The 13,708-nt window shown below is 58.6% G+C and carries 13 protein-coding genes; all 13 read left to right on the top strand.

What is annotated here, in order from left to right; translation table 11 throughout:
* Nucleotides 1-137: 137 nt before the first annotated feature.
* Nucleotides 138-1,337 (top strand): amidohydrolase, encoded by a 1,200-nt coding sequence (locus tag IEI95_RS18315; RefSeq protein WP_156535002.1) that lies wholly within the window; start codon nt 138-140, stop codon nt 1,335-1,337.
* Nucleotides 1,338-1,438: 101 nt separating this feature from the next.
* A complete protein-coding gene (locus tag IEI95_RS18310; protein WP_156535004.1) occupies nt 1,439-2,659 on the top strand; it encodes an amidohydrolase family protein in 1,221 nt (406 codons plus the stop codon).
* Nucleotides 2,660-2,758: 99 nt separating this feature from the next.
* Nucleotides 2,759-3,439, top strand: coding sequence for a GntR family transcriptional regulator (locus IEI95_RS18305; RefSeq protein ID WP_156535006.1), 681 nt, complete (start codon nt 2,759-2,761; stop codon nt 3,437-3,439).
* A 28-nt stretch (nt 3,440-3,467) separates the two neighbouring features.
* On the top strand, nt 3,468-4,319 hold the full coding sequence (locus IEI95_RS18300) for a VOC family protein (RefSeq protein ID WP_156535008.1): 852 nt from the start codon (nt 3,468-3,470) through the stop codon (nt 4,317-4,319).
* Nucleotides 4,316-5,170, top strand: a complete 855-nt coding sequence (gene kdsA, locus IEI95_RS18295; protein ID WP_156535010.1) for a 3-deoxy-8-phosphooctulonate synthase — start codon at nt 4,316-4,318, stop codon at nt 5,168-5,170. The genes IEI95_RS18300 and kdsA overlap by 4 nt, the downstream gene beginning before the upstream one ends.
* A gap of 89 nt (nt 5,171-5,259) precedes the next feature.
* Nucleotides 5,260-6,534, top strand: a complete 1,275-nt coding sequence (eno, locus tag IEI95_RS18290) for a phosphopyruvate hydratase (RefSeq protein ID WP_156535012.1) — start codon at nt 5,260-5,262, stop codon at nt 6,532-6,534.
* Nucleotides 6,535-6,715: 181 nt separating this feature from the next.
* Nucleotides 6,716-7,027: an FtsB family cell division protein gene (locus tag IEI95_RS18285; protein ID WP_015915925.1), complete on the top strand. Its 312-nt coding sequence runs from the start codon at nt 6,716-6,718 to the stop codon at nt 7,025-7,027.
* Between the two features lie 201 nt (nt 7,028-7,228).
* Nucleotides 7,229-8,275 carry a pyruvate dehydrogenase (acetyl-transferring) E1 component subunit alpha gene (gene pdhA / locus IEI95_RS18280; RefSeq protein ID WP_071206709.1) on the top strand — a complete coding sequence of 349 codons (1,047 nt, stop codon included), beginning with the start codon at nt 7,229-7,231 and terminating at the stop codon, nt 8,273-8,275.
* Nucleotides 8,276-8,295: 20 nt separating this feature from the next.
* The gene (locus IEI95_RS18275) at nt 8,296-9,690 is read left to right on the top strand and encodes a pyruvate dehydrogenase complex E1 component subunit beta (protein WP_156535013.1); all 1,395 of its coding nucleotides are present in this window, start codon (nt 8,296-8,298) and stop codon (nt 9,688-9,690) included.
* A 15-nt stretch (nt 9,691-9,705) separates the two neighbouring features.
* Nucleotides 9,706-11,040, top strand: a complete 1,335-nt coding sequence (locus IEI95_RS18270) for a pyruvate dehydrogenase complex dihydrolipoamide acetyltransferase (RefSeq protein ID WP_156535015.1) — start codon at nt 9,706-9,708, stop codon at nt 11,038-11,040.
* 63 nt (nt 11,041-11,103) lie between these two features.
* Nucleotides 11,104-11,742 (top strand): SGNH/GDSL hydrolase family protein, encoded by a 639-nt coding sequence (locus tag IEI95_RS18265; protein WP_156535017.1) that lies wholly within the window; start codon nt 11,104-11,106, stop codon nt 11,740-11,742.
* Between the two features lie 96 nt (nt 11,743-11,838).
* Nucleotides 11,839-12,105: an HP1242/YdcH family protein gene (locus tag IEI95_RS18260; protein ID WP_015915930.1), complete on the top strand. Its 267-nt coding sequence runs from the start codon at nt 11,839-11,841 to the stop codon at nt 12,103-12,105.
* Between the two features lie 78 nt (nt 12,106-12,183).
* Nucleotides 12,184-13,629, top strand: coding sequence for a dihydrolipoyl dehydrogenase (gene lpdA / locus IEI95_RS18255; protein ID WP_156535019.1), 1,446 nt, complete (start codon nt 12,184-12,186; stop codon nt 13,627-13,629).
* The last annotated feature ends 79 nt before the right edge of the window (nt 13,630-13,708 follow it).

The following is a 13,708-nucleotide window of genomic DNA, read 5'->3' as shown; positions in this document are numbered from 1 at the left end:
ACGGAACACCAAATTACCGCAATCCTGACTTTGCTTTAAACCTCGCCTCCGGCCAGGAAATACGCCATGATCCGACCCGTATTTTACCTGTCTGTTTGGCCGTGCGATTGCCCATCTGTCTGAAAGCCGATCCTCCCATGAGCGCCACTCTCGTCGTTTTCAATGCCCGCAATGGTCTCGGTGATCCCGTTGATATCGTTATTGCCGGGTCTACAATTGCCGCGATCGGTCCAGCGGCGGGTGAGGGCGTTTCAACGGAAAAGCCACGCATCGATGCTCGTGGCGGTCTGGTCCTGCCGGGCCTGGTCGATGGTCATGTACATCTGGATAAAACGCTGATCGGCATGCCGTTCATTCCCCATATTCCCGGAGGCACGGTCGCCGAGCGGATCCGGGCCGAAAAAGCGCTGCGCCGCTCGCTGCCTTTGCCGGTCGAGGTGCGTGGGGCTAAGCTGCTGGAGAAGATGGCCACCTATGGCACCGTCGCCTGCCGTAGCCATGCCGATATCGATACGGAAGTCGGGTTGGCAGGGCTAGAAGCCATATTGTCCCTGAAGCAAAGCCATGCTCATCTGGTCGATATTCAGACAGTGGCGTTTCCACAGTCCGGCGTGCTGGCCGATCCCGGCACTGCTGATCTGCTGGAGCAGGCGGTCAAGGCGGGTGCGGACCTGATCGGTGGTCTCGATCCAGCCGGGATAGACGATGACATTACCGGCCACCTGAACGCGATTTTTGCCATCGCCGGCCGTCACGGCGTCGGGGTGGATCTACATCTGCACGATCCGGGTCCGCTCGGTGCGTTCGAAATCCGCCAGATCGCCAAGCGCGCTCTGGCACATGGGCTTCAGGGCAAATGCGCCGTCAGTCATGCCTATTGCCTGGGCGCGCTGGATGATATGGATTTCGGGCGCACGGCGGAAGCGCTGGCACGCGCCGATGTGGCGATCATGACCACTGGTCCCGGCGATACCAGCATGCCGCCGATCAAGCGACTGAAGGCTGCGGGCGTGCGGGTGTTTTCCGGCAATGACAATATCCGCGATGCCTGGTCGCCGCTCGGCAATGGCGATCTTTTGGAGCGGGCGAGCATTCTCTGTGACCGGCAGAACTTTCGCGCCGATGCCGACCTTGAACATGCCTTCGCGCTGGTCAGCACCCTGTCGGCTGAGGTTTTGGGGCGCAGCAATGCGACACTCGGCAAAGGGTGTCCCGCCGACTTCATCATTCTGCCGGTTGCCTCGATTGCCGAAGCCGTAGCGGCGCGCCCAATGGAGCGCATGGTGTTCAAGGCAGGTGTGCTGATTGCCAGCAATGGCAATCTCGTCGCCTCATGACTGTCATCCGTGCGTGGGATATTGGTTGCGGGTGGGAATAGATTTCATGCGGCAGAGACGGTGGGTGGGTGATTGCCAGCCGAAGAGGGGAATGAAAACGCATGGCGATTGATTTCGTGTTGCGCCGCGCCAGGCTGCCATTGTCGGCGCAGCCGCTGGACATCGCCTTTGAGGCGGGGCGGATCGTTGCGCTGGAAGCGGATTTCCGTTGTGATGCGCCGCAGGAGGATGCCGCAGGCCGGTTGGTCTGCGCCGGGTTGATCGAAACCCACCTGCATCTCGACAAGGCAGGGATCATCGGGCGCTGCCGGGTGTGTAGCGGAACACTGGCGGAAGCTGTGTCGGAGACCTCGAAAGCCAAGCAGGCCTTTACCGAGGAAGATGTCTATACCCGCGCCGCCGATGTCGTGGACCGGGCCATTGTACACGGCACGACCCGGATCAGGACCTTCGTGGAAATCGATCCGCGCGCCGGTTTCCGCTCATTTTCGGCGATCCGCAAGCTGAAGGCCGATTACGCCCATCTGATCGATATCGAAATCTGCGCCTTTGCTCAGGAAGGCTTGACCAATGAGCCGGAAACCGAGCGGATGTTGGAAATCGCCTTGTCGCAAGGCGCCGATTTGATTGGTGGCTGCCCTTACACCGATCCAAGGCCCGCCGAGCATATTTCCCGAATTTTCGAGCTGGCCCAGCGCTTCGATATACCTGTCGATTTCCACCTCGATTTCGATCTCGATCCTTCAGGGTCCAACCTGCCGACGGTCATTGCCCAGACGCTGGCGCGGGGTTACCAAGGCAAGGTGTCCGTCGGCCATGTCACCAAGCTTTCTGCTATTCCTCCCGACGAAGTGGAGCGGGTGGCAAAGCAATTGGCCGAGGCGGGGATTACCGTGACGGTTCTGCCCGCTACCGATCTTTTCCTGACCGGTCGGGATATCGATCACTTGTGTCCAAGGGGCATTGCACCCGCGCATCTTCTGGCTCGCCAGGGGGTGAATGTCACCATCTCCACCAATAATGTTCTCAACCCATTTACGCCCTTTGGCGATGTCTCGCTGATGCGCATGGCCAATCTCTACGCCAATGTTGCCCAACTGGCGACGCCTGCGGATCTGAACCAGGTCTTCGAGATGATCACTCGCTATCCGGCCCGGCTGATGGGGCTGGATGAACAGCTGAAGGTCGGGGCTGCGGCTGATCTTGTGCTGTTTGATGCCGTCTCCGGTGCCGAGGCCGTGGCGACGATTGCGCCTGCGGTGACTGGTTGGAAAGGCGGGGTAAAGACCTTCGAGCGCAAGCCGCCGCAGCTCTATCGGTAACGTCGAAATATCTGCTCATGGTCATCTCTCCGTCATGTTTGCGTGCTGATGTCCGCCCGACTTTCTATCGGGAATTTACTTTCTATTTCAGGAGTTTGCATGCGTTTGTTGTTCCTGCCAGCTGTGGTTGCCGCCATGACCGCTTCTTGCCCGAGCCATGCCGCCGCGCCCGCCTCCTGGCCGGATACGCCTGTGTCGCGGTTGCAGGCATTGGCCGTATTGCAAACGCTGAATGCCGATCTGCTGAGCCATGACAGTGCCACGCTGACGCTGGACCGCTGGTGCAGCACCCATAAGCTGGCGGATGGAGCAAAAATCACAGCAGAGCGGGTAAAGGATGTCGACAAGCCCGCCACGGGAGAGATTCGCGCCGCCCTCAAGGTCGCGGATGGTGACAAGGTCGGCTATCGCCGGGTGCGATTGAAATGCGGCGACCGTATCCTGTCTGAAGCCGACAACTGGTATGTGCCGGCCCGGCTGACGGATGACATGAACAAGGTGCTCGACACGACGGACGGTGCGTTTGGCCGCGTGGTGCAGCCGCTGCATTTCCAGCGGCACACGATATCCGCCGAGCTTTTGTGGAAGCCATTGCCGGACGGATGGGAGATGGGCAGTGTGGTGCCACCGGCCAGCGGCGATCCCTTGTCGGTGCCTGAATATGTTCTCCAGCACAAGGCATTGCTGAGTGTCCCGGATGGAACGCCGATCAGCATGGTGGTGGAAACCTATCGCCACGACCTGCTTGATTTTACGCCGCCGAAGCTCGATACCAACTAATGTCTCCGCTCCATAGTGAGTTTTTAGCATGTCGAATACAAATGCCCGTCTTGTCGATCATCTGGTGCTTCCGGTGGAAACGCTGGAGGCGGCGCGAAGCCGCCTGACCGCTCTTGGCTTTACAGTCGCACCGGATGGCCACCATCCCTTCGGCACGGTCAATGCCTGCATATTTCTGGCCGATGGGATCTATCTGGAGCCATTGGCGATCAACGACCATGAGGCTGTGGACGCAGCCATTGCGAACGGCAATGTCTTCATCGGGCGTGATCGCACCTTCAGGCAGGCGTATAGTCAGGGTCTCTCGGCGATTGTCACCGCATCGCAGGACGCCAAGGCGGATCATGCGGCCTTTGTCGCGGCGGGGATGACAGGTGGCGACATGCTGGAGTTTTCAAGGCCCATGCGGCTGCCGGATGGGAGCGAGACTGTTGCGCGCTTTCACCTTGCCTTTTCAGCACGGGAGGTTGAGCCGTTCTTTCTGTTTGCCTGCGAGCGGGTCAATCCGTTGCCCGCTGACAGGAAAGCGCTCGAGACCCATACCAATGGCGTCATCGGTTTGACGCGGGTGTTTTTCTATGCGCCGAAGCCAGCGCTTTATGCCAGTTGGTTACAAACCATATTGGGCGTAGCAGCCAGAGAAAACACCAATGGATTGGCCTTTGACGCCGCCAATCTGTCGATGGAAATCATTTCCGGCGAGACGAAGAACAAGGCCCTGGTGGCGGAGGCCCTGGTGTTTACGGTTGCCGATCTTGAGGTGACAGCGGCGGTTCTGGCTGCTAATGGCGTTGCCCATGAGAGACTAGCGGGCGGCATTACCGTCCCGGCCGCGCCCGGACAGGGCGTTGCCTTTCTGTTTGAGGAGAATACGCCATGACCGCTTCTGCCCTGCCGAATGCAACCGTCACCATTGGCGAAGGCGCCAAGACGGTCTCCTTTTCCAACAGTGCGAAAATTTCGCTGATCTGCGGTCCCTGCCAGATGGAAAGCCGCGAGCACGCTTTCATGATGGCGGGCTCGATCAAGGAAATCTGCGACAAACTCGGCATTGGCCTCGTCTATAAATCCTCTTTTGACAAGGCCAACCGCACCTCGTTGGGTGCTGGACGGGGTATCGGCTTTGAACAAGGCTTGGCTATCTTTGCCGACCTGAAGAAGGAATTCGGTATTCCTGTCTTGACTGACATTCACAGCGAAGCCCAGTGCGCTGAAGTGGCCGAAGTGGTCGATGTGTTGCAGATCCCGGCTTTTCTGTGCCGCCAGACCGATCTTCTGGTGGCCGCTGCAAAAACGGGCAGGGCGATCAATGTCAAGAAGGGTCAGTTCCTTGCCCCTTGGGACATGAAGAACGTGATGGAAAAGATCACGCTGTCCGGTAACCCCAATGTCATGCTTTGCGAGCGCGGCGCTTCCTTCGGCTATAACACACTGGTCTCCGACATGCGTTCGCTGCCGATCATGGCGGACATGGGTGCGCCGGTGATTTTCGATGCCACGCACTCGGTGCAGCAGCCGGGTGGGCAGGGCGGTTCATCGGGCGGTCAACGCGAGTTTGTGGCCACGCTTGCGCGCGCCGCTGTGGCGGTTGGCGTCGCTGGTTTGTTTATCGAAACACATCAGGACCCTGATAATGCGCCATGCGACGGTCCCAATATGGTCTACCTGAAGGACCTTGAGCGCTTGCTGGAAAAACTGCTTGCGTTCGACGCCGTCACCAAGGCCGCCTGAAGGCCTGGACCATGTCATTGTAATTTTCAATTCATCGGCTAAGACAGGGCGAACAGAGCCTTGTTCAGCCTTTACAGCAGGGAGTGACCATGACCGCTATTACCGACATTATTGCCCGCGAGATTCTCGACAGCCGCGGCAATCCGACCGTCGAAGTCGATGTCTATCTGGAAGATGGCAGCATGGGCCGCGCTGCGGTTCCGTCGGGCGCATCCACCGGCGCCCATGAAGCCGTTGAGCTGCGCGATGGCGGCACACGTTATCTTGGCAAGGGCGTCGAAAAGGCTGTCGAAGCCGTCAACAGCGAAATCTATGACGCCATCGGCGGCCATGACGCTGAAAACCAGATCCAGATCGACACGATCATGCGCGAGCTGGACGGCACGCCGAACAAGTCGCGCCTCGGCGCCAATGCCATTCTCGGCGTGTCGCTGGCCGTTGCCAAGGCAGCTGCAGAAGCCTCCGGCCTGCCGCTCTATCGCTATGTCGGTGGTCCGAACGCCCGCATCCTGCCTGTGCCAATGATGAACATCATCAATGGCGGCGCGCATGCCGACAACCCGATCGACTTCCAGGAGTTCATGATCATGCCTGTCGGTGCGGAGAATATCCGTGACGCCGTCCGCATGGGCTCGGAAGTGTTCCATACGCTGAAGAAGGAACTGTCAGCGCAAGGCTTCAACACCAATGTTGGTGATGAAGGCGGCTTCGCACCTGGCTTAAAAAGTGCGCCGGAAGCTCTTGATTTCATCATGAAATCGATTGAGAAGGCTGGTTACCGTCCGGGCGAAGACATGTATCTGGCGCTCGACTGCGCTTCGACCGAATTCTTCAAGGACGGCAAGTATGTTATGGAAGGCGAAGGCCGCACGCTGGAGCCGGAAGCCATGGCGGAATATCTGGCTGAACTGGCTGCCAAATACCCGATCATCTCCATCGAAGACGGTATGGGCGAAGACGATTGGGACGGCTGGAAATACCTGACCGACAAGATCGGTGCGACGACCCAGCTGGTCGGCGACGATCTGTTCGTCACCAACTCCGCCCGCCTGCGCGACGGTATCCGCATGGGTGTCGCTAACTCGATCCTCGTCAAGGTCAACCAGATCGGTTCGCTGTCGGAAACGCTGGATGCGGTTGAGACCGCGCATAAGGCCGCCTATACCGCCGTCATGTCGCATCGTTCCGGCGAAACCGAAGACTCGATCATTGCCGACCTGTCGGTTGCCACCAATTGCGGGCAGATCAAGACCGGCTCACTGTCGCGTTCCGACCGGCTGGCCAAGTACAACCAGCTGATCCGCATTGAGGAACTGCTGGGACCGCAGGCCGCTTATGCCGGTACGTCCATTCTGAAGGCCTGATCTGGCTGGCGGAGCCGCTCGTTCCGCAACCGCCCTTCTCTCAAGCCCGCGCCGCGCAAACGGTGCGGGCTTTTTGCATTGAGGGGATGCCGAACTTTTTCGTAACAAGGTCAATACTCGGTTAAGCAAATGGCTCTAATGTCTCTGCAAAGATGTTGTGCGTTGCAAGGCCAAATCGAGAATGTGGACACGTCACCATAAGAACCGTAAATTTGGACGCCTGGTCCTTCCTGCCGTTACCATCGCCTTTATCGGCTATTTCGGCTATCACAGCATTCATGGTGATTACGGATTGAAGGCCGGTGAGCATTTCGATGTGGTGCGGGCCGAGCGCAGCAAGGAACTGGCAGCGCTCATTCACGACCGCAAAAAGCTGGAAACTCAAGTAAAACTGCTCAGCGACGGCTCGCTTGAACGCGATATGATCGATGAAAAAGCCCGCTATCAGCTGAATATGTCTCGTCCTGATGAGATCGTGATTTTCAATCGCTAGTGTGGATCACATCTTTGGCGACAATGCCCGTCATATTTAGGGGATTGTTGATTAACTGAAATCCAGTTAATCGCAAAAAAATATTAAAAATCTGGTGTTTATACGGAATGGAAGGCATGCATTTAATGCATTGCGGCCTGTCCCATTCTTGCATATGGTGTGTGCCAATCAAAAACCCTTACACAACTCAGGGAGGGATGAATGGCGCCGCGCAAAAACGCGACTGCTTCGAGCCGCAAACCGGCAGCAAAGCCTGCAAAGGGCGATTTCGCTGTGGGGACGATTGAAGAATTCGACCGCGAAAAGGAGCTGAAAGCCTATCGCGAAATGCTTCTGATCCGCCGCTTCGAGGAAAAGGCCGGTCAGCTTTACGGCATGGGCTTCATCGGCGGTTTCTGTCACCTCTACATTGGCCAGGAAGCAGTCGTTGTCGGCATGCAGATGGCACTGAAGCTCGGTGATCAGGTCATTACCGGCTATCGTGACCACGGCCATATGCTGGCCTGCGGCATGAGCGCACGCGGTGTGATGGCCGAACTGACCGGACGTCGCGGCGGCTTGTCCAAGGGCAAGGGCGGCTCCATGCACATGTTCTCCAAGGAGAAGCATTTCTACGGTGGTCACGGCATCGTCGGCGCCCAGGTTTCGCTCGGCACGGGTCTGGCCTTCGCCAACAAGTATCGCGGCAATGACAATGTCTCTCTCGCCTATTTCGGCGATGGCGCGGCCAACCAAGGTCAGGTCTATGAGAGCTTCAACATGGCGCGCCTGTGGAACCTGCCGGTCATCTATGTGATCGAGAACAACCGTTATGCCATGGGTACGTCCGTTGCCCGCGCCTCGGCGCAGACGGATTTCTCCCAGCGCGGCGTGTCCTTCAACATCCCCGGCTTCAAGGTGGATGGCATGGACGTGCGCGCCGTCAAGGCGGCTGCCGTGCAGGCGGTTGAGCATTGCCGCGCCGGTAAGGGCCCGGTCATCCTGGAAATGGAAACCTATCGCTACCGCGGTCACTCCATGTCCGACCCGGCCAAATACCGCTCCAAGGACGAAGTGCAGAAAATGCGCTCCGAGCATGACCCGATTGAACAGGTCCGGCTGCGTCTTCTGGAAAAGGGTTGGGCCAGCGAAGACGATCTCAAGCTGATCGACAAGGACGTGCGCGATATCGTCGCCGACAGCGCCGATTTCGCCCAAGCCGATCCAGAGCCGGATGCATCCGAGCTCTACACCGACATCCTGTTGTAAGCGAGAGGGAGGGTTAGCCCATGCCAGTCAATATTCTCATGCCCGCCCTGTCTCCGACAATGGAGGAAGGCACGCTGTCCAAATGGCTGAAAGCCGAAGGCGATAGCGTCAAGTCCGGCGACGTGATCGCCGAAATCGAAACCGACAAGGCAACCATGGAAGTGGAAGCCGTGGATGAAGGCGTGATCGGCAAGCTGCTGATCGAAGCCGGAACCCAGAATGTCAAGGTCAACACGCCGATTGCCGTGCTGTTGCAGGATGGCGAAAGCGCGTCCGACGTTTCGGCTCCCAAGGCTGAAAGCGCAGCGGCACCCGCAGCCCCTGCCGTTCCGCAGGAAGAAAAGCCGACAGAAACTGGTTCGGCTTCCGCGCCTGTTCCGGCGCAGCCGATTTCCAGCGCTGCCAGCGATCCGTCCATTCCGGCCGGAACGGAAATGGTGTCGATGACAGTGCGTGAAGCCCTGCGTGAAGCCATGGCCGAAGAAATGCGCGCCAATGACGATGTATTCATCATCGGCGAGGAAGTGGCGGAATACCAGGGTGCCTACAAGATCACCCAGGGCCTGCTTGCCGAATTCGGCGACCGTCGCGTGGTCGATACCCCGATTACCGAGCATGGTTTTGCCGGTGTGGCCGTGGGTGCTGCCATGGCGGGACTGCGTCCAATCGTTGAGTTCATGACCTTCAACTTCGCCATGCAGGCGATTGACCAGATCATCAACTCGGCTGCCAAGACGCTGTATATGTCCGGTGGTCAGATGGGCGCGCCCATCGTGTTCCGTGGCCCGAACGGCGCTGCGGCCCGCGTTGGCGCCCAGCACAGCCAGGACTATGCCGCATGGTATAGCCAGATCCCTGGTCTGAAGGTGATTTCGCCCTACACGGCAGCCGATGCCAAGGGCCTGTTGAAAGCCGCGATCCGCGATCCGAACCCGGTGGTCTTCCTCGAAAACGAAATCCTCTACGGTCACAGCTTTGATGTGCCGAAGCTGGATGATTTCGTGCTGCCGATTGGCAAGGCGCGGATTCACAAGACCGGCAAGGATGTCACCGTCGTGTCCTGGAGCATTGGCATGACCTATGCGACCAAGGCGGTGGAAGAGCTCACCAAGCTTGGCATCGATGTCGAACTGATCGACCTGCGCACCATCCGTCCGATGGACCTGCCGACGGTAATCGAGTCGGTCAAGAAGACCGGTCGTCTGGTCGTGGTGGAAGAAGGGTATCCGCAGTCGTCCGTGGGTGATTTCGTTGCCAACCGCATTCAGCGCGAAGCCTTCGATTACCTCGATGCGCCTGTTCTGACCGTGGCTGGCAAGGACGTGCCGATGCCTTACGCGGCCAACCTTGAAAAGCTCGCTCTGCCGAATGTCGGCGAAGTGGTCCAGGCCGTTAAATCCGTCTGCTACAAATAAGGGGAGGCGAGGCATATGCCGATCAATATCACCATGCCGGCCCTCTCTCCCACGATGGAAGAGGGCAATCTGGCCAAGTGGCTGGTCAAGGAAGGCGATACCGTCAAGTCCGGCGACGTGATCGCCGAGATTGAAACCGACAAGGCAACCATGGAAGTGGAAGCGGTCGATGAAGGCGTCGTTGCCAAGATCGTCGTTCCCGCTGGCACCGAAGGCGTCAAGGTCAATGCGCTGATCGCCATTCTCGCCGCAGAGGGCGAGGATGTGTCGGCTGCTGCGGCTGGCGGCGGTGCATCCGCTCCAGCAAAAGCTGACGCACCCAAGGCCGAAGCTCCGAAGGCTGAAGCCCCCGCTGCAAAGGCAGATGCTCCTGCTGCTGCCCCCCAGGCAGCGGCTCCGGCAGCCGCCTCCGGTGACCGGGTATTCTCGTCGCCGCTCGCCCGTCGTCTCGCCAAGGAAGCCGGTCTTGATCTCAAGGCGATTTCCGGCACCGGTCCGAAGGGCCGGGTGGTGAAGAGCGACGTCGAAAAAGCCGTCAGCACCGGTGGTGCCAAGCCTGCCGCCGCTCCGGCGGCGTCTGGCGCAGCACCTGCTCCGGCGCTGGCCAAGGGCATGTCTGACGATGCCGTGCTCAAGCTGTTTGCCGAAGGTTCCTACGAGCTTGTGCCGCATGACGGCATGCGCAAGACCATCGCCAAACGCTTGCAGGAATCGAAGCAAACCATTCCGCATTTCTACGTCTCCGTGGATTGCGAATTGGACGCCCTGCTTGCCCTTCGCGCCCAGCTCAATACCGCCGCTCCCGAAAAAGATGGCAAGCCGGTCTACAAGCTCTCGGTCAACGATATGGTCATCAAGGCCATGGCGCTGGCGTTGCGTGACGTGCCGGATGCCAACGTCTCGTGGACCGACACCAACATGGTCAAGCACAAGCATGCCGATGTCGGCGTGGCTGTGTCGATCCCCGGCGGCCTGATCACCCCGATCATCCGCCAGGCCGAGTTGAAGAGCCTGTCCACCATTTCCAACGAAATGAAGGACCTGGGCGCACGCGCCAAGGGCCGCAAGCTGAAGCCTGAGGAATATCAGGGCGGCACAACAGCGGTCTCCAACATGGGCATGATGGGCGTCAAGAACTTCGCCGCCGTGGTCAACCCGCCGCATGCGACCATTCTGGCCGTTGGCGCTGGTGAAGAGCGCGTTGTCGTGAAAAAGGGCGAAATGAAAATCGCCAATGTCATGACAGTGACGCTGTCCACCGACCACCGCGCGGTCGATGGAGCCTTGGGTGCTGAACTTCTCGGTGCGTTCAAACGCTACATCGAAAACCCGATGGGCATGCTGGTCTGATGAAATTGGGGAAGGGTGGCTTTATTCACCTTTCCCCTCTCGTTTCCGCAAGGTGGGCCACGAATGAAAACCGTTCTCGCATACGGCGACAGTCTGACATGGGGATACGACCCGGTTGCCCTTGGTCGTCACGCCCATGAGGACCGCTGGACCAGCGTGTTGCAAAAGGCGCTTGGCCATGGCGTTCGGGTGATTGCCGAGGGTTTGAACGGGCGCACGACTGCTTATGACGATCATCTGGCGGATTGCGACCGCAATGGTGTGAGGCTGTTGCCGAGTATTCTTGAAACCCACAAGCCGCTGGATCTGGTGATCCTGATGCTGGGTACGAATGATTTGAAGCGCGGCATTCAGGGTACGGCGATTGGCGCGACGAGCGGTATCAAGCGGTTGGTTAAACTGGTCCATCAGCATGACTGGGGCTTCGACTTCGAAGGGCCGGATGTACTGATCGTCTCACCACCGCCGATCCGCGAGACCGCCAATGTAATGTTCGGGGCGATGTTCAATCATTCCATCGAGGAGGGCGGAATGCTGGCCAGCATGTACCGCGATGCGGCGGATGAACTGGGCTGTGGCTTTTTTGATGCCGGTTCGGTGGCCAAGACCACGACGATGGATGGCATTCATCTCGATGCTGACAATACCCGCGCCATCGGGCGCGGTCTGGAGCCTGTGGTGCGGATGATGCTGGGCCTGTGAAGGAAAAGCATCGACGGTAATGCGGGTTGATTGGAATCAATGAATGACCATGTGGCGGGTTTAAAATGATCTTGCAACCTTGAAGGGGGAAAGATCATGTCCAACACTCCGCATGAACTGGCAGAGGAATTTCCGGAATTTGTGACTCTGATGCGGCATTTGAAGGAAACGGACGGCCATTTCGTTCGATTGTTCGATGCCTATCACGAAATCAACCGGCAAGTTCATCGCGCTGAAACCGATATAGAGCCGCTCGACGACTTCCATATGGAAGACCTCAGGAAGAAGCGGATGCGGCTCAAGGACGAAATCTACGGGATGCTGGTTCGTCATGAACCGGAGGCCGAGACACCGGCATTATAAAGCCGGTTGCGCTTCCAGTCCCGTCACGGGTTGGGCCGAGAGGCGCAACCCCAAGGAAACCGAGGAGTGGAAGCGCCCATGTCGAATGCTTATGACGTCATCATCATCGGGTCCGGCCCTGGCGGCTATGTGACTGCGATCCGTGCCGCCCAGCTTGGCCTGAAAATCGCGATTGTCGAGCGCGAGCATCTCGGCGGCATCTGCCTCAACTGGGGCTGCATCCCCACCAAGGCGCTGCTGCGGTCGGCGGAAATTCTCGATCACGCCAATCACGCCAAGAGCTACGGCCTGACGCTGAACGGCACTATGACCGCCGATGTGAAAGACGTTGTTGCCCGGTCGCGCGGCGTATCGGCCCGCCTCAACGGCGGCGTTGCCTATCTGATGAAGAAGAACAAGATCGATGTGATCTGGGGTGAGGCCAAGCTCACCAAGCCAAACGAAATCGTCGTCGGCGCATCGTCCAAGCCCGCCGTGCAGCCGCAGAATCCGGTTCCCAAGGGCGTTCTGGGTGAGGGCACCTATACGGCTAAGCATATCATCGTCGCCACCGGCGCGCGTCCCCGCGCTCTGCCGGGCATTGAGCCAGATGGCAAGCTGATCTGGACCTATTTCGAAGCGATGAAGCCGGATTTCATGCCGAAATCCATCGTTGTCATGGGCTCAGGCGCCATCGGCATCGAATTTGCGTCCTTCTATCGCTCGATGGGTGTCGATGTCACCGTGGTCGAGCTGATGGCCAATATCATGCCAGTGGAAGACGTGGAAATCTCCACCATCGCCCGCAAGGCGCTGGAAAAGCGCGGCCTGAAGATCATCACCGACGCCAAGGTTTCCAAGGTCGAAAAGGGTACCAATTCCATAACCGCCCATGTCGAGACCAAGGATGGCAAAGTGCAGCAGATCACTGCTGACCGGCTGATCTCTGCTGTCGGCGTGCAGGGCAATATCGAAAATCTCGGTCTGGAAGCTTTGGGCGTCAAGACGGATCGCGGCTGCATCGTCATCGACGGCTATGGCAAGACCAATGTGCCGGGCCTCTATGCCATCGGCGATGTCGCAGGTCCGCCAATGCTGGCCCATAAGGCCGAACATGAAGGCGTGGTCTGCATCGAGAAGATCGCCGGTCTGCCGCATGTTCATCCCATGAACAAGTCTCTGATCCCTGGCTGCACCTATTGCAACCCGCAGGTCGCCTCGGTTGGCCTCACGGAAGCCAAGGCAAAAGAACAGGGCCGCGAGATTCGTGTTGGTCGCTACAATTTCAACGCCAATGGCAAGGCCATCGCGCTTGGCGAAGACAATGGCATGATCAAGACGATCTTTGACAAGAAGACCGGCGAATTGATCGGTGCGCATATGGTCGGCGCGGAAGTGACCGAGTTGATCCAGGGCTTCGTGGTGGCCATGAATCTGGAGACGACAGAAGAAGAGCTGATGCACACCATCTTCCCGCATCCGACCCTGTCTGAAATGATGAAGGAAAGCGTGCTTGATGCCTACGGCAAAGTCCTGAACGCCTGACGCAGCGGACAGTGACATTGCGAGACATTGCCCGGCTCGCTATATAGGGGCCGGGCGAGTCCGCCAACGGGGCGGGCAA

This window comes from Agrobacterium vitis (genome assembly GCF_014926405.1).
Taxonomy (GTDB): domain Bacteria; phylum Pseudomonadota; class Alphaproteobacteria; order Rhizobiales; family Rhizobiaceae; genus Allorhizobium; species Allorhizobium vitis_H.
This window is presented reverse-complemented; position numbering and strand designations above follow the sequence as displayed.